Genomic DNA, 16,577 nt, shown 5'->3' with positions numbered 1-16,577 from the left:
CGCCTGGAGACATTCGATTGTCGAGCGCCCCCAACGCAACCCCCACCGAGCAACCCAACCGCTGGCAGGACCTGTTGGCCGGGTTGTCGATAGCCGGCCTGTTGTTGCCCGAAGCCGTCGCCTATTCAAGCATCGCCGCAGTGGCGCCTCAGGCCGGAGTGATCGCCTTGTTCGCCGGGTTGTTGTGCTATGGCTTGTTCGGTACCAGCCGTTTTGCCATTGTCTCGGCCACTTCATCCTCCGCCGCCGTGCTGGCCGCCGCGACCGCCACCCTGGCCAATGGCGACCCTGAGCTTCGCTCGACCCTGGCCATCGGCCTGGTGCTGGTGACCGGGGCGTTTTTCCTGTTGGCCGGGCTGTTCAAACTCGGCAGCGTGACCTCGTTCATCGCCAAGCCGGTGCTGCGTGGTTTTGCCTTTGGCCTGGCGTTGACCATCATTCTCAAGCAGGTCGCCAGCGTGGTTGGCGTGCATCTGACCGAAGCCAACCTGGTGGGTTTTCTGCCGCAATTGCTGGAACAACTGCCGCAATGGAACTGGGCCGCAGCCGCTGTCGGCGCCGTGGCGTTGGCCTTGTTATGGCTGTTCGCGCGGTTCCGGCACCTGCCGGGTGGTTTGCTGGTGGTGGTGATCGGCATCGCAGCGGGGCAGTGGCTGGACCTACCGGCCTACGGCGTGAAGCTGATCGGCTTGATCGACCTGAGCCTGGAGGTGCCAAAGCTGCCGGTACTGCCGTTTGCCGACTGGTTGCGTCTGGGTGAGTTGGCGTTCGCCATGGTGATGATTCTGTATGCCGAGTCGTATGGCTCGATCAGCGCCTATGCGCTCAAGCACGGTGATCGCGTCACCTCGAATCGCGACCTGCTGGCGCTGGGTGCTTCCAACCTGCTGTCCGGTCTGTTCCACGGCATGCCGGCGGGCGCGGGGTATTCGGCGACGTCGGCCAATGAGGCCGCTGGTGCCACTTCGCGCCTGGCCGGTATCGTGGCGGCGCTGGTGGTGCTGCTCATCGTCCTGACGGTGCTGCCGTATATCGCCCTGACACCGGAACCGATTCTCGCCGCCATCGTTATCCATGCGTTGGGGCGTGGCTTGAGCCTGCAACCGCTGGGACGCTATTTCATCTGGCGCCGTGACCGCGTGCTGGTGATCTGCGCCGTGGGTGCGGTATTGGTGCTGGGTGTGCTGGACGGCTTGCTGGTGGCGGTGGCGATCAGTGTGTTGCTGATGCTCAAGCAACTGTCGGCGGCGGATATCCAGATTCTCGGGCGCATCGATGGCGGTCACGACTTTGTCGACCTGCAACGCCATCCAACGGCCCAGGCCGTGCCTGGCGTGTTGATTGTGCGGCCGGTTGAAGCGTTGTTCTTTGCCAATGTCGAGCGGATTCTCGGCGCTGCCTTGCACTTGATCCGGCATTCGCAAACGCCGATTCATACGGTGATTCTCAGCCTGGAGGAGTCGCCGGATCTGGATGGCACCAGCATTGAGGCGTTGCAGGGATTTTTCGTGCATGTGCATCAGGAAGGCCAGAGCCTGATCCTGGCTCGCCTCAAGGACGATGCACAAACGGCGTTGGCGGCGTTACCGCAGGTGACCGCTAACGGGGTGGTGCTGAGTGGGTTGAGTGTGGATGGTGCGGTGCAGCAGGCCCTTGAGCTGAACAAATGACTCTGCTGAATGTGCTGGCCTCATCGCGGGCAAGCCCGCTCCCACAGGTTTTGTGAACGACATTAATCACTGTGGGAGCGGGCTTGCCCGCGATGAGGCCGGAACAGGCGGTGACTTTTCATCGGCATAAAAAAACGCCGCTCATCTCACGATGGGCGGCGTTTTTCATTGCGTTGCAGCGTTAGGCTTGAACGACCGGAATGTTGGCGTTCGCAGCAGCTTCACGGAACTCGGCGATCTGGTCGAAGGACAGGTAGCGGTAGACATCGGCCGCCATGCTGTCGATCTTGCCAGCGTATTCCATGTACTCCTCGACGGTCGGCAGGCGACCCAGGATGGAAGCCACGGACGCCAGCTCAGCCGAAGCCAGGTAGACGTTCGCGCCGTCACCCAGACGGTTCGGGAAGTTACGGGTCGAAGTCGACACGACAGTCGAGTTCGGCTCTACGCGTGCCTGGTTACCCATGCACAGCGAGCAGCCCGGCATTTCCATGCGCGCACCGGCCTTGCCGTAGATGCCGTAGTAGCCTTCTTCGGTCAGCTGGTGAGCGTCCATCTTGGTCGGCGGCGACAGCCACAGACGGGTTGGCAGCTGACCCTTGACCTGTTCCAGCAACTTGCCGGCAGCGCGGAAGTGACCGATGTTGGTCATGCACGAACCGATGAACACTTCGTCGATCTTCTCGCCAGCAACGCTGGAGAGCAGGCGGGCGTCGTCCGGATCGTTCGGCGCGCAGAGCACAGGCTCCTTGATGTCGGCCAGGTCGATCTCGATGATTTCGGCGTACTCGGCGTCCTTGTCCGCTTCCATCAGCTCAGGGTTGGCCAGCCAGGCTTCCATCGCCTGGGCACGACGCTCCAGGGTACGGGCATCGCCGTAGCCTTCGCCGATCATCCAGCGCAGCAGGGTGATGTTGGACTGCAGGTATTCGGCAATCGACTCTTTGGACAACTGGATGGTGCAACCGGCAGCCGAACGTTCAGCCGAGGCGTCGGACAGTTCGAACGCTTGCTCGACGGTCAGCTTAGGCAGGCCTTCGATCTCCAGGATGCGACCGGAGAAGGCGTTCTTCTTGCCTTTCTTCTCTACGGTCAGCAGGCCAGCCTGGATCGCGTAGTAAGGAATGGCGTGAACCAGGTCACGCAGGGTGACGCCTGGCTGCAGTTCGCCCTTGAAGCGAACCAGGACCGACTCAGGCATGTCCAGCGGCATGACGCCGGTGGCTGCGGCGAACGCAACCAGGCCGGAACCGGCCGGGAACGAGATGCCGATCGGGAAACGGGTGTGGGAGTCACCACCGGTACCGACGGTGTCCGGCAGCAGCATGCGGTTCAGCCACGAGTGGATGATGCCGTCGCCCGGACGCAGGGAAACACCGCCGCGGGTCATGATGAAGTCAGGCAGGGTGTGGTGGGTGGTCACGTCGATCGGCTTTGGATAAGCCGCGGTGTGGCAGAAGGACTGCATCACCAGATCGGTCGAGAAGCCCAGGCACGCCAGGTCTTTCAGTTCGTCACGGGTCATTGGACCGGTGGTGTCCTGGGAACCCACGGTGGTCATCTTAGGTTCGCAGTAGGTGCCCGGACGAACGCCGGTCACGCCGCAAGCCTTGCCGACCATTTTCTGCGCCAGGGTGAAACCCTTGGTGCTTTCAGCCGGAGCTTCAGGCTTCTTGAACAGGGTCGAAGGTGGCAGGCCCAGCTCAGTGCGAGCCTTCTCGGTCAGGCCACGGCCGATGATCAGCGGAATACGGCCGCCGGCACGAACTTCGTCCAGCAGGACCGGGGTCTTCATTTCGAAGGTGGTCAGGACTTCGTCGGTGCCGTGCTTGCAGACTTTGCCTGCATGCGGGTACAGGTCGATCACGTCGCCCATGTGCATGTTGGATACGTCGAATTCGATTGGCAGTGCGCCGGCATCTTCCATGGTGTTGTAGAAGATCGGAGCGATCTTGCTGCCGAAGCAGAAACCGCCGGCACGCTTGTTCGGCACGTAAGGAACGTCGTCGCCGAAGAACCACAGTACGGAGTTGGTCGCCGATTTACGCGAAGAACCGGTACCGACCACGTCGCCGACGTAGGCGATCGGGAAGCCGGCATTGCGCATTTCTTCGATCTGCTTCATCGGGCCGGTGACGCCTTGTGCGTCAGGCACGATGCCGTCGCGAGCCATTTTCAGCATGGCCAGGGCGTGCAGCGGGATGTCCGGACGGGACCAGGCATCAGGCGCAGGGGAGAGGTCGTCGGTGTTGGTTTCGCCGGTGACCTTGAATACGCGCAGGCTGATCTTGTCGGCCAGGGTCGGGCGCTTCACGAACCACTCGCCGTCAGCCCAGGATTGCAGCACGCCTTTGGCGTGAACGTTACCGTTCTTGGCTTTTTCAGCGACGTCGTGGAAGGCATCGAACATCAGCAGGGTGTGCTTGAGTTCTTCGGCAGCTACTGGCGCCAGTTCGGCGTCGTCCAGCAGGTTCACCAGGGTCACGATATTGTAGCCGCCCTGCATGGTGCCGAGCAGTTCAACAGCGCGCTTCTTGTCGATCAGGGGGGAGTTGGCTTCGCCTTTGGCGATGGCGGACAGGAAGCCGGCCTTGACATAGGCTGCTTCGTCCACTCCAGGCGGAACGCGATTGGTGATCAGGTCAACGAGGAATGCTTCTTCGCCAGCCGGGGGATTTTTCAGCAGCTCGACCAGGCCTGCAGTTTGTTCGGCGTTTAGCGGCTGGGGAACGATACCCAGTGCTGCGCGCTCTTCGATATGTTTGCGGTAGGCTTCAAGCACAGTTATTACCCTCATCAGTGGTCCCAAATGGGTGTCCGGGACGCTCATCCCGAAATTGCCGTACTCATGCGCTGCATGGCGTTGTGAGCCACTTAGCCAGAATTACCGACAATTCCTTACAGAAGCTGCTTTCAAAGTTTTACGCCTGCAGAACGGGAGCTGATGAGGGTTGGCGTTGGGCTTTTCCCCGCTGGAAAAACCCCTCGCCAACACCGCTCTGAAGGAACGACTGTGCTCGTGACGCTTTGAAAACAGCTTCTAACGGACATTGGCGCCTAAAAAGGCAGGCTGATTCTACGGCAAAAAAAAATTTAAGGTAAGTCAGGTTTTATTGGACTTTGGTGGCGGCCGCTAAACGCCGATTTAGCCATGGCCCTGAACTTTGAGGGGTGATCAATGGTGGACAAAGGTCTAACATGCCGGCCTGTTCTGCTTTTTCGCGTTTTGCCTACCTATGCCCAATCAGACCATCAAGACGCCGTGCGTCGGCCTTTGCTCTACTGTTTACGGTGACCTGGTGTGCCGTGGCTGCAAGCGTTTCCACCACGAAGTGATCCACTGGAACGGTTACAACGAGGAGGAAAAGCGCGCTGTATGGCTGCGTCTCGAGCAATTGCTGTCGCAAGTGATGGCCGCCAAGCTGGAAGTTTTCGATCCGGCGCAGCTGCGGATGCAGCTGGAGCAACGCAAGATCCGTTTCGTGCCCCATCAGTCGGAATATTGCTGGGCTTACCAGTTGATCGCCCGGGGGGCGCGGGTGATCAACAACCTGGAAGCCTACGGGATGGTGTTGCTGCCGGAGTTTCGCGACTGGAACCTGCCGGAATTGCGCGATGCCATTGATCGGGAGTTTTTCCTGCTCTCCGAGGCGCATTACCAGCGCTATATTGCGCCGGGGTTTCTGAAAGACGCTTTTGGCGGCTGAAAAGATCGCAGCCTGCGGCAGCTCCTACATTGACCGTGTTTTCCTGTAGGAGCTGCCGCAGGCTGCGATCTTTTGATCTGCCCTCAATGCTTGCCGGCAATTTCTTCAAGATGATCCTCGATCTCCGTCGGCTTGAGCACCAATACATCGCTCTCGACCGCATCGAGCACCACTTCCGCCGTATTGCCGATCAACGCGCCTGACAACCCGCTTCGGGCCACGGTGCCGATGACGGTCACGGCCGCCTGCAGCTTGTGCACCATGAACGGAATCAACACGTCCGCCGGGCCTTCCTCGATGTGCAGGTGTTCATCGTCGATGTCGTACTCGGCCTGGAACGACCTGCATTGCTCGCGGTAGCGCGCCTGGATGGTTTCGCTGAGTTGAAACGTCGGGTCGGCCGACGACAGCATCGGCGACGGGTGGGCGCTGATCACGTGCAAACGGGCCTTGGCCAGGGTTGCGATTTCATAGCCATGATTGATGATGGTGTCGTGCAGGTGGCGGTGTTCGAGGTCGGTGTTGCCGACGTCGACAGCGGCCAGGATCACTTTGTCTTTCCATGAGCCAGCGGTTTTCACCAGCAGTACCGGGGAAGGGCATTGGCGCAGCAATTTCCAGTCTTCGGGTGTCAGCAGGGCCTTTTTCAGGGCGTTGTCGGGAAAGTGCTGCTTGACCACCAGACCGCAGCCTTCGGCTTGCTGAACCTCGACGATGGTTTGATGCAGGCTGTGGTTCCAGGCCTGCTCGGTGGTGACGCTATAGCCGTCCTCCGTCAAAGCGGCCTTGAGCACACCCAACAGGCCACTGTGATCATGCTTGGGGTCGCACACCAGCAGATGCAACTGCGCCTGGGTCACCCCGGCGATCAGCTTCGCCCGCTTGAGCGCCAGGCTTTCGGAGTGTTCGGGGTCGATGACCACCAGAATGCTGCGTACGGCTTGCATGAGCGCGATCTCCTGAAAATTAAAAAGCACGGCGTTGCACAACTATAGTTGCTGCCTGCGATTCGGGGTCTTGATGCATATCAACGGTTGGCGACTGGTGGTCTGCGGGCAGGCCGGTATAATCGGCGCCCTTCGTTTTGAACCTATTTGTCCGTGAGCCCCATGATCCTTCCCGAAATTCACGAGTTCCTTGGCTGCCGCACCCCCGACGGCTGGGTTCAAGCCGCGCTGGCCGATCAGGAAACCTTGCTGATCGACCACAAGAACTGCGAATTCAAGGCCGCCAGCACCGCGTTGAGCCTGATCGCCAAGTACCATTCCCACGTCGACCTGATCAACATGATGTCGCGCCTGGCCCGGGAAGAACTGGTGCACCACGAGCAGGTCATGCGCCTGATGAAGCGCCGCAAGATTGCCCTGCGCCAGCTGTCCGCCGGGCGTTATGCGTCGGGCCTGCGCAAGGTGGTGCGCAGTCACGAGCCGGTAAAACTGGTGGACACCTTGGTGGTGGGGGCCTTCATCGAGGCCCGCAGTTGCGAGCGTTTCGAAGCGCTGGTGCCGCATCTGGACGAAGAACTGGGCAAGTTCTATTTTGGCCTGCTCAAGAGCGAGGCCCGGCATTTCCAGGGTTACCTGAAACTGGCCTACCAGTATGGCGACGCCAGGGACATCGCCCAGGTGATCGACAAGGTGCGCGCCGCCGAACAGGAACTGATCGAATCCCCGGATGTGGAATTCCGTTTCCATAGCGGCGTACCGGTCGCGGCATAATCACGCAATCCCGGGAAACTGTAGGAGCCAGCTTGCTGGCGATGTACTCGAGTGCGCCGCGTATATCCAGCTTTCACGCGTTATCGTTTACGACCATCGCTGGCAAGCCAGCTCCCACAGGGGACGGTGACCTCCTAACCAGTGAATGTCCCCTCCAAAAAAACCGGCCTTCCTGGCCGGTTTTTTTGTCAGGTACCCAGCTTCAGAAATCCCACCTGGTGGTCAACATCACGTTACGCGGTTCGCCGTAGTACGTGGTGTCGAAGTTGCCCAGGCCTGTCAGGTAGCGTTTGTCGAAGACGTTGTTGGCGTTGACGGTGAAGCTCAGGTTCTCGTTGAACTGGTAGCGGCTCATCAAGTCGACGAGGGTGTATCCGCCTTGCTTGATGCGGGTGTAGTCGCCCACGGTCGGGCTGTAGATCTTGCCGTAGAACGCGCTCTGCCAGCTGATGCCGCCGCCGACGGTCACCTTGTCCAGTGCGCCGGGCAGGCGGTAGGTGGTGAACGTACGCACGACGTGTTCCGGTTTGCTGGTGGACAGCGGGAAGCCGAAGATGCGCTGTTCATCAGCGTCACGGGTGCGGGCGTAGGTGTAGCCGGCCGACACGTTCCAGCCTTCGGCCACTTCACCGGCCAATTCCAGCTCCACGCCTTTGGTGGTCGCGCCGTCGACGGCTTTGTAGATGCCTTCGTTGGTCACCGGGTTGGTGCCGATCGATTCGGCGAGGTTGTCTTGCTCGATGCGGAAGAAGGCCAGGCTGGCATTCAGGCGCCCGTCGAAGTAGGCGGCTTTCAGGCCGGCTTCGTAGCTGTCGCCTTCGACCGGCGCCAGGGTCGAACCGTTGATGTCCTTGTAGGTTTGCGGTTGGTAGATGCTGGTGTAGCTGGCGTAGGCCGAGTAGGTGTCGTCCAGGTCATAGACCACACCGGCATAAGGCGTGACCACGCCATGCTCCTTGTAGCTGGCATGGGTGTCATCGAGTCCCGCACCCGGATAGTACGAATAGTCTTCGTTGTACTTGAAGGTGCTCAAGCGGCTGCCGAGGATGATCGACAGGTCATCGGTCGCGTGCAGGCGCGTGGCCAGGTACAGGCCGTTCTGGCTTTGGGTGCGTTCGTACTTGCCGTTCTTCGGGAAGTCCTGTTCCGGCAGATCGCCATTCCAGTCGTAGATGCTCCCCGGGACCATGGCGAAGGCGCTGGTGTCGAAGGTCGCGCCGGTCTGGCGCGAGTGGGAGGCCATGAAACCGGCCACCAGTTCATGCTCGCGGCCACCCAGGGAGATGGGGCCGGTGACGTTCACGTCAGCGGTGTTTTGCACGCGATGACCTTCCCAGCGACCCCAGTACAGGAACATGCCTTCACCGGTGGCGCGGTCCGGGTTGCCGCCGCTGGCCGAGGCTAGGCGAGTGTCGTGATCGGTGGTTTTCTGGTCGACAGTGGCCTTGAACGTCCAGTCGTTGGCCAGGGCCTGTTCCAGGGAGGCGAAGTAGGTGATGTCGTCGAAGTCGCGACGACTCCAGTCGGCGCCCGGGTTGAAGTAACGCGGGAAGTCGGTACGGCCGCCGTCCGAGAAGTACACCGGGTTGCCGGTCCAGGACGAGCCGCGCGGGGTGGTGCTGGACTTGTCGACGCCGAAGGTCAGCAGGGTGTCGGGAGTCAGGTCGGCTTCGAGGATGCCGTAGAACAGGTCCTTCTTCTGGCTGTAGTGATCCTGGTAGGCGTTCTTGTCGGAATAAGCGCCGACAAAGCGGCCACGCACGCTGCCGGAATCGTTCAGCGAACCGGAAATGTCGCCGACGCTGCGATAGGCATCCCACGAACCGACGGTGCCGCTGATCGACGCCTTGAATTCCTTGGTTGGCTTCTTGCGGATCAGGTTGACGGTGGCAGACGGGTCGCCCGAACCGGTCATCAGGCCGGTCGCACCCTTGACGATTTCGATGTGGTCCAGGCTGGAGGCGTCGTCGCCATTGCTGGGGTTTTCACCGTAGACGCCGTCATACGGGATGTTGATGCCGTCGTACTGAAAGTTGGTGATGGCAAAGCCACGGGCGGAAAACTCGGTGCGGTCACTGTCGTACTTCTGCGTCGAAATGCCGGGGGTGTTGCGTAGCGCGTCGCCGATGGTCTGCACGCCGCGGTCGTCCATCTGCTGACGGGTGATGACGGTCACCGATTGCGGCGTTTCGCGGATCGACAGGGGCAGGCCGGTGGCCGAAGACGTTGAACCGGTAGTGTAGGAGTGGGTGCCTTCGGTGGTGGCGCCCAGCGCCTGGGCGGAAATGTTCGTTGCGCCCAGCTGCAGTACACCGTCGTCCTTCGCCGGCTTCTTCTCGGCATCGGTATCAGCGGCGTGGGCGGCGAGGCTCAGCAGGGCGGCGGGCAGGGCCAGAGGGCACAGGGCAAAACGGAAACGGGCGACAAGCGGGTGCGACATGGGGATCCCTTTGCATCGAATCGATCGGTAGTTGAAGTGCTTCTGAGGGGTTAACCGAACGAAACATGCAAAGGGGAACTGCCGCCGTAAAAAACTGATAATTATTCTCAGCGAGCCAGGCCGAGACGCTGATGCCACTGGGCGATGGATTCTTCAGGGTACAGATCGAACTGCTGATCCCCGGGCTGCGCCTGGACCTCCACCCACGGCGCTTTCGAGCCGAGCATCAGGTGCGTGTGTTCCGGCGGCACCGGCAGCGGCGTGTCGATGGCAGAGGCGAACGGATGAATCAATTCCGGCCACTGCGGGCTGAACAGCCACAGGCCCGAGCCGCAGACCGCGCAGAAATGCCGCTCGGCGCTGCTGCTGTGGGCGCGTTTGTCGCCTTCTTCCTTGAGCCGCGCATGGTAAATCGCGATGTGCTTGCGCCCGCGCACCTTGAGGCTGGCGGCATCGCCACCGAGGTTGATCGCATAGCCGCCACCGCCCTGGGTCTTGCGGCAGATCGAGCAGTAGCAACGCTGGTAAGGGTAGGGGTGGGCGCAGGTCAGGCTGAACGACACCGCGCCGCAATGGCAGGAACCTTCGAGTTGCATGGGAGCCTCCGGCTGTCTTGAGCGTACCCGGAACAGCCTAGACCGTTAGCGTGAATCGACAGGCGAGAAAAGCCAGGATGAGTTCGGCTTCGCCGCTTTGTGCGCGGGTCACGTCCAGCATGTGCCGGGTGCGGATGGATGTCATGATCCATAAGGGAAGGTGATGGGCGGGTGGATTTGTGGTGAATGGACCGGCCCATTCGCGAGCAAGCCCGCTCCCACATTTAGAATGCAATCCCCTGTGGGAGCGGGCTTGCTCGCGAAGAACGATAATTCGGTCCCACTGGACGCCCGCCAAAGGCCAAGTCAGCATGTCCCCCTCGAAACCGGGACACGACCTGATGCGACGATTACCTTCCCTGGCAGCCCTGCGAACTTTCGAATGCGCGGCCCGCCACGCCCATTTCGGCCGGGCGGCGGCCGAGTTGTGTGTCACCGACAGCGCGGTCAGCCACCAGATTCGCCAGCTCGAGGAGCAGCTCGGTATGCCGCTGTTCGTGCGCGAAGGCCGGCAGATTCGCCCGACCCTGGCCGCCGGGCGCCTGATGCAGAGTTTGCAGCAGGCGTTCGAACTGATTGGCGACGCCTGCGATGAACTGCGCGATCCTTCATCGCTCGCGGTGCTGCGTCTGGCGGTAACCGCCGAGCTGGCGCAAAAGTGGCTGATGAGCCGTCTCACGGATTTCTATGCGCGCTATCCGCACATCACCCTGCATCTGTACGAACAACCGATCGACGCCACGGCGCCCGGGGAAGACATCGACCTGGCGATCACCTACGGCACCGGCCCGGTGGACAGCAGCGCGTATTTCGTCCGGCCGCTGCCGGCGTTGCAGTTCTTCCCCGTGTGCAGCCCCGGCCTGTTCAACCAGGGCACGCTGAAAACCCCGAAGGACCTGGCCCGCCATTGCCTGCTGCATGACGACCAGGACGGCAAGACCTGGACCGCGTGGCTCACCAGCCATGCCGGCGACCAGCGTCCCGACCGCCAGTTGTATTTCGCCCATGCGGGGCTTGCGCTGGAGGCTGCGGCGCAAGGGCAGGGCGTGGCCATGGGCGACAACCTGACGGCCCAGGAAGATTTGCTCAGCGGCCGCCTGGTACGGCCGTTTACCTCGAGCATGACTGCCTTGGGCCAATATGCGCTGGTGTGCGAGCGGGTGCGGCTGGAACGTCCGGCCGTGGCGCAGATGCTGGAATGGTTCAACGATCAGTTGCTCGATTGATGAGTTGAATTCAAGTATTCCGAAATAATCATCGTTGGCGAGCCAGTCGCCAACACCCTTAGCCTGTGGTCATTCCAATCCCTGCTGAAGAGGTTTGACCATGGCCCGTTTGCTCGACACCACCCCCAAACAGGACGGTTTCCGTCTGCCCGGCGAATTCGAAGCCAAGTCCGGTTGCTGGCTCGGCTGGCCGGAGCGCACCGACGTCTGGCGCAACGGCGCCAAGCCGGCGCAGAAAGTCTGGGTGCAGATCGTCACCGCCATTTCCATGAGCGAACCGGTCACCGTGTGCGCCTCGGCGGCACAGTTCGCCACCGCGCGCCGCCAGTTGCCGCCGCAGGTGCGTGTGGTGGAAATGACCTGCAACGACACCTGGTTCCGCGACAGTGGCCCGTGCTTTGTGGTCAATGACCAGAGCGGCGAAGTGCGCGGCGTCGACTTCGAATTCAATGCCTACGGCGGGCTCGACGGCGGCCTGTACTACCCGTGGGACAAGGACGACCAGATCGCGGGCAAGATCCTCGAAATCGAACGCTTCGACCGCTATCGCGCCCCCTTGATTGCCGAACTGGGCGGCATCCAGAGCGACGGCCAGGGCAGCATCCTCACCACCGAGCAATGCCTGCTCAATCGCAACCGCAACCAGCATCTGGGCAAGGACGAAGTCACCCGTCGCCTGACCGACTACCTCGGCGCCGAACAGGTGATCTGGCTGCCGCGGGGCTGCAAGTTCGACGAAACCGATGGCCACGTCGACGACCTCGCCTGCTTCGTGCGCCCCGGTGAAGTGGTGCTGCAATGGACCGACAACCGCGACGACCCGCAGTGGGAAATCTATCAGGAAGCCTATGACATCCTGCGCAGCACCCGCGACAGCCGCGGTCGCGAGTTGATCGTGCACAAGCTGCCGCAGCCGGACGTGCTGGAATGGACGGCCGAAGAGGCCGAAGGGCTGGACCAGCAGGACAGCACCCATACCCGCCAGGCCGGGACGAAGATCTGCGCGTCGTACATCAACTACTACGCCGGCAACAGCGCCATCGTGGTACCGCTGTTTGGTGATCGCAACGACAAGGTGGCGCTGGCGACCCTGGCCGAGCTGTTCCCGAAACACAACATCGTCGGCATCGAAAACTCCCGGGAAATCCTCCTCGGCGGCGGCAACGTCGCGTGCATCACCATGCCGCAGTACGCCGGCAAAGGAGTATGACCATGGGCCTGCACAAACTGACTCAAGCAATACTGCTGGTGCTTGCACCCCTGTGTGTGCAGGCCGCCGATACCGCCAAACCGGTGGTCAACCTGTATATCTGGGGCGAGTACCTGGCCCCGGATACCTTGAAGAATTTCGAGGAAAAAACCGGCATCCATGTGGTGGTCGATCATTTCGATTCCCTGGAAACCGTCGAGACCAAGCTGCTCACCGGCCGCAGTGGCTATGACCTGGTGTTGACGGCGGGGCAGCACCTGTCGCGCGCCATCGAGAGTGGTGCGGTGCAGACGGTCGACAAGCAGCAACTGCCGCATTTCGCTGGCGTCGGCGAGGAGTTCCGCCAGCACATGGCGGTGTTCGATCCGGGCAACCGCTATGCCGGGATTTACGCCTGGGGCACCACGGGCGTGGGTTATCAGGAGCAGGCCGTGAAACAGCGCCTGGCCGACGCGCCCACCGACAGTTGGGCGATGCTGTTCGACCCGGCCGTGGTCTCGAAATTCGCCGATTGCGGGGTCAGCCTGCTCAACGATCCCAATGAAGTGTTTGCGGCGGTCATGAAGTACATGGGGCTGGATATCAACCGCCAGAACCTCGACGACCTGAAACTCGCCGAGCAGCAACTGGCGAAGATTCGGCCGTACATTCGCTACTTCGACAACGACCTGAACATCAGCGACCTGGCCAACGGCAACACCTGCGTGGCGATGTCGTGGAACGGCAACGTGGGCATCGCGGCGGGCCAGGCGGAGGCGGCGGGTAAACCCTATTCGCTCCGGTACCGGATTCCGAAGGAAGGCACGTTGATCTGGTTCGATGCCATGGTCATTCCCAGGGATGCGCCGCATCCAAAGGCTGCTCTTGCGTTGATGGACTACCTGATGACCCCGGAAGTGATCGCGCCGATCACCGACACCATTCATTACGCCAATGCGATCACGGCGGCGGATGACTTGATCGACCCGGTGATCCGCAATGATCCGGGGACGTATCCACCGGCCGCGGTCAAGGCTTCGCTGTACAGCAAGAATGACAATGGCAAGGCTTTCAACCGGGCGTTGATCCGGGCGTTCAGCCGGTTGAAGTCCGGGCTGTAAGGTCAACCCGCCCCTTGTAGGAGCTGCCGAAGGCTGCGATCTTTTGATCTGGCTTTTCAAGATCAAGATCAAAAGATCGCAGCCTTCGGCAGCTCCTACAGGGGCCGCGATGCGGATTACCACGGCCACGCCGCCACCGTCCGGAAAGGGCTCAATGCCGAGCCGATCTCGGCGTTCAGCCGATTGAAGTCGGGGTTGTGAGGTGAACCCGACCCTTGTAGGAGCTGCCGAAGGCTGCGATCTTTTGATTTTGCTTTTCAAGATCAAGATCAAAAGATCGCAGCCTTCGCAGCTCCTACAGTGGTCTAGCGGGTGGGCACCCGCCATAGATACCAGGCCGCCACTGTCCGGTAAGGGCTCCACGCCGAGCCTATCTCGATCATCTGCTTGCGTGTCGGCTGCACCTGGAGCCCCTTGAGCCGGCGATAACCCTCACGCACGCCAAAGTCATCGGCCGGCAGGATGTCCGGGCGTTCCAGGCTGTAGATCAGCAGCATCTCCACGGTCCAGCGCCCGACGCCGCGCAACGTGGTCAACCGCTCGATCAGCGCTTCATCGTCCATGGCCAGCGCCGTGGCGTAATCCGGTACCACACCGTCCAGCGATGCCTGGGCGATACCCTGGATGGTCGCGATCTTGCTCGCGGAAAACCCGCAACTGCGCAATCGGTCGAAATCCGTGGCGACGATCTGTTCAGGCCGGGGAAAGGCACCCGAACCGAACAGCGCCAGCAGCCGCCCGACAATCGCATCGCCGGCCTTGGCGTGCAGTTGCTGATAGGCAATCGCCCGCACCAGCGATTCATACGGATCACGCGCCGCATGCGGCTGGTGCAGGCACGGGCCGATGGCGTCGATGTGGCGGCGCCAGTCGTCATCGATGGCGGCCAGGAATTCACTGGCCACCCGATAGCCGTCGACCATGGGCTCAGGCTTTCCCGGACGGTTTCAACAGGGCGTTGATTTCGCCATAGGTGAAAGCCTTCAGGTTGTGGCTATCGAACTTGCCGGTTTGCAGAAAGCTTTGGGCGATGCCGGCCATGGCACCGTAGAGGAATTCGGCGATGCCGGAACCGGCGGTCAGACGGCGTACGCCGAGCGCTTCAAGCGCTTCGGGCGACGGCAGGCCCGGGACGCCCAGTACATTCAATGGCAACGAGGTGCCGTGGCACAGCGCCTTGATCTCGTATTCGGCGGTAACGCCCGCGGCAAACAGGCCATTGGCACCGGCCGCCTGATACAGCGCGGCGCGCCTGAGGGTTTCGGCGACGCGGTCTTCGGCAGGCACCAGGCCGCGCAGGTAGACATCGGTGCGCGCATTGATGAACAGGTTCACGTTACTTCGATCGGCCACCTGGCGCGCGGTTTCAATCTTGCGTACCAGCAACTCCGGCGGCGAGGAACCGTCTTCGATATTGATCCCGACCGCGCCAGCGGCGATCACCGCGTCAACCACCTGTGCCACCCGTTCCAGGTCATCGGAGTAACCGGCCTCGATGTCCACCGTCAGCGGCACCGAAATGACGCGGGCAATCGACTCGACGGTCGAGACCAGGCGCTCAAGGGGCAAGGTGTTGCCGTCCGGATAGCCATGCACCCAGGCCACCGCGGCGCTGCTGGTGGCTACCGCCTTGTTGCCCAGTTGCTCCACCAGCCGCGCCCCGGCGGCATCGGCGACGTTGGTGAGGATCAGCAAACCCTCGTGATGCAGTTGGTGCAGTTGATGGTCGAGCCTGTCCATCGAGTTTCCTTCCTTATGAAAAGCCTGTGGGGAGATCAGAGCGCCAATTGCCCAGTGAGCTGCACTGCAGCGTTTTCCAGCCTGAGCAGAAACGCCTTGCGCGGCTGGCCTCCAGCGTAGCCGGTCAGCGAGCCGTCGGCGCCGATCACGCGGTGGCACGGCACGACAATCGATAGGCGGTTATGTCCGTTGGCCAGGCCCACCGCCCGGCTGGCACCGGGCTTGCCCAACGTCGCCGCTATGGTGCCGTAGGTGGTGGTCTGGCCGTAGGGGATCTTCGCCAGTTCCGCCCAGACGCGGCGGGAGAACTCGCTGCCGGGCATGTGCAGGGCAACGCTGAACTCAGTCAGCGTCCCGGCGAAATACGCCGACAATTGCGCTTCGATCTGCTGCAAATGGGTGTTGTGCCCCGGGGCCACGGCATAACCGAAACGGTTTTGCAGCGCTTCGATCGACGGGGTCAGTGAGGCCTGATCGAGAAACTCCAGCAGCACCAGGCCGCGCCGTTCGGCCATGGCGATCATCGGCCCCAGCGGGGTGGTCAGGCGCGTGAACAGCAGTGGCTCACTGTTGGCCGCGCGACCCGGGGTGATGTGAAACGACTTTTGAAAGGCATCGCGAAAGCCGCTCAGGGACTCGTAGCCGGAATCGAAGGCGACGGCGTCGATGGAGTCGCCCTGATTGATTCCGCCCAACGCAGTGCCCAGGCGCCGGGCGCGTAGCCATGCGTGGAAGGTCATGCCGAAATGCTGCTTGAACCAGCGGCGCAGTTTCAGCGGTTCGATGCCTGCGGCCAGTAGCTGGACGTCGGTCCAGCGCTGTTCAGGGTCGGCGTCTACCGATTTGAACAGGCTCTGCACCCAGTCCGGCGCGCTGGCGGCGGTGTCCAGTGGCTTGCAGCGCAGGCAGGCGCGGTAGCCCGCCGCCAGGCATTGCTCGGCGTTGGCAAAGAACTCGACATTCTCAGGCTTCGGGCTGCGAGCGGTGCAGCCGGGGCGGCAGAAGATGCCGGTGGTCTTGACCGCCGTGAAGAACACGCCCTCGTAGGAGGTGTCTCGTTCGAGCATGGCGCGAACCATCTCGGTGCGGGGCGGGAGCAGCGTTTTTTGTAGGTTCATGGGCGCAGCATAGAGGGCGTCATGGGTGGCCTCCACCGGAAAATCGACAGCG

At 61.7% G+C, this 16,577-nt stretch carries 13 protein-coding genes; 6 read left to right on the top strand and 7 right to left on the bottom strand.

Going from position 1 to position 16,577, the window contains the following annotated elements; all coding sequences use genetic code 11:
* The first annotated feature begins 17 nt into the window (after nucleotides 1-17).
* A complete protein-coding gene (locus ACEN83_RS17450; protein ID WP_495577868.1) occupies nucleotides 18-1,670 on the top strand; it encodes a SulP family inorganic anion transporter in 1,653 nt (550 codons plus the stop codon).
* A gap of 181 nt (nucleotides 1,671-1,851) precedes the next feature.
* Here ACEN83_RS17450 and acnB read toward each other — a convergent pair whose 3' ends face one another.
* On the bottom strand, nucleotides 1,852-4,452 hold the full coding sequence (gene acnB, locus ACEN83_RS17445) for a bifunctional aconitate hydratase 2/2-methylisocitrate dehydratase (protein ID WP_033048038.1): 2,601 nt from the start codon (nucleotides 4,450-4,452) through the stop codon (nucleotides 1,852-1,854).
* 454 nt (nucleotides 4,453-4,906) lie between these two features.
* On the opposite strand from acnB, the gene ACEN83_RS17440 reads away from it, so the two are divergent.
* Nucleotides 4,907-5,377, top strand: coding sequence for a DUF1289 domain-containing protein (locus ACEN83_RS17440; RefSeq protein ID WP_495577867.1), 471 nt, complete (start codon nucleotides 4,907-4,909; stop codon nucleotides 5,375-5,377).
* An 83-nt stretch (nucleotides 5,378-5,460) separates the two neighbouring features.
* Here ACEN83_RS17440 and ACEN83_RS17435 read toward each other — a convergent pair whose 3' ends face one another.
* Nucleotides 5,461-6,324, bottom strand: coding sequence for a universal stress protein (locus tag ACEN83_RS17435; protein WP_495577866.1), 864 nt, complete (start codon nucleotides 6,322-6,324; stop codon nucleotides 5,461-5,463).
* 162 nt (nucleotides 6,325-6,486) lie between these two features.
* Between ACEN83_RS17435 and ACEN83_RS17430 the strand changes: the two genes are divergently transcribed.
* On the top strand, nucleotides 6,487-7,095 hold the full coding sequence (locus ACEN83_RS17430; RefSeq protein WP_116579208.1) for a MiaE family protein: 609 nt from the start codon (nucleotides 6,487-6,489) through the stop codon (nucleotides 7,093-7,095).
* 202 nt (nucleotides 7,096-7,297) lie between these two features.
* Here ACEN83_RS17430 and ACEN83_RS17425 read toward each other — a convergent pair whose 3' ends face one another.
* Complete coding sequence (locus tag ACEN83_RS17425) at nucleotides 7,298-9,535, bottom strand: TonB-dependent siderophore receptor (RefSeq protein ID WP_495577865.1); 2,238 nt, start codon at nucleotides 9,533-9,535, stop codon at nucleotides 7,298-7,300.
* A 107-nt stretch (nucleotides 9,536-9,642) separates the two neighbouring features.
* A complete protein-coding gene (locus ACEN83_RS17420) occupies nucleotides 9,643-10,131 on the bottom strand; it encodes a GFA family protein (protein WP_116579210.1) in 489 nt (162 codons plus the stop codon).
* Between the two features lie 341 nt (nucleotides 10,132-10,472).
* Here ACEN83_RS17420 and ACEN83_RS17415 point away from each other — a divergent pair, with 341 nt between their 5' ends.
* The 3 genes from ACEN83_RS17415 (at nucleotide 10,473) to ACEN83_RS17405 (ending at nucleotide 13,667) form a co-directional block, all read left to right on the top strand.
* Entirely contained in the window at nucleotides 10,473-11,357 is an 885-nt protein-coding gene (locus ACEN83_RS17415) for a LysR substrate-binding domain-containing protein (RefSeq protein ID WP_495577864.1), read from the top strand.
* 100 nt (nucleotides 11,358-11,457) lie between these two features.
* Nucleotides 11,458-12,567 (top strand): agmatine deiminase, encoded by a 1,110-nt coding sequence (aguA, locus tag ACEN83_RS17410; RefSeq protein ID WP_495577863.1) that lies wholly within the window; start codon nucleotides 11,458-11,460, stop codon nucleotides 12,565-12,567.
* Nucleotides 12,568-12,569: 2 nt separating this feature from the next.
* Entirely contained in the window at nucleotides 12,570-13,667 is a 1,098-nt protein-coding gene (locus ACEN83_RS17405) for an extracellular solute-binding protein (RefSeq protein WP_495577862.1), read from the top strand.
* Nucleotides 13,668-13,972: 305 nt separating this feature from the next.
* Here the strand turns inward: ACEN83_RS17405 and ACEN83_RS17400 are convergent, their stop codons facing one another.
* From ACEN83_RS17400 to ACEN83_RS17390, 3 genes are read right to left on the bottom strand one after another with little or no spacing between them, the layout of a single operon-like run.
* Entirely contained in the window at nucleotides 13,973-14,590 is a 618-nt protein-coding gene (locus tag ACEN83_RS17400) for a DNA-3-methyladenine glycosylase family protein (RefSeq protein WP_495577861.1), read from the bottom strand.
* 4 nt (nucleotides 14,591-14,594) lie between these two features.
* Nucleotides 14,595-15,407 (bottom strand): isocitrate lyase/PEP mutase family protein, encoded by an 813-nt coding sequence (locus ACEN83_RS17395; protein ID WP_495577860.1) that lies wholly within the window; start codon nucleotides 15,405-15,407, stop codon nucleotides 14,595-14,597.
* Nucleotides 15,408-15,442: 35 nt separating this feature from the next.
* Entirely contained in the window at nucleotides 15,443-16,525 is a 1,083-nt protein-coding gene (locus tag ACEN83_RS17390) for a bifunctional transcriptional activator/DNA repair enzyme AdaA (RefSeq protein WP_495577859.1), read from the bottom strand.
* Nucleotides 16,526-16,577: the final 52 nt, after the last annotated feature.

Source organism: Pseudomonas sp. Pseusp49 (assembly GCF_059491875.1).
Note: the sequence above shows the minus strand (reverse complement) of the source record. Positions and strands in the feature narration are given on the sequence as shown.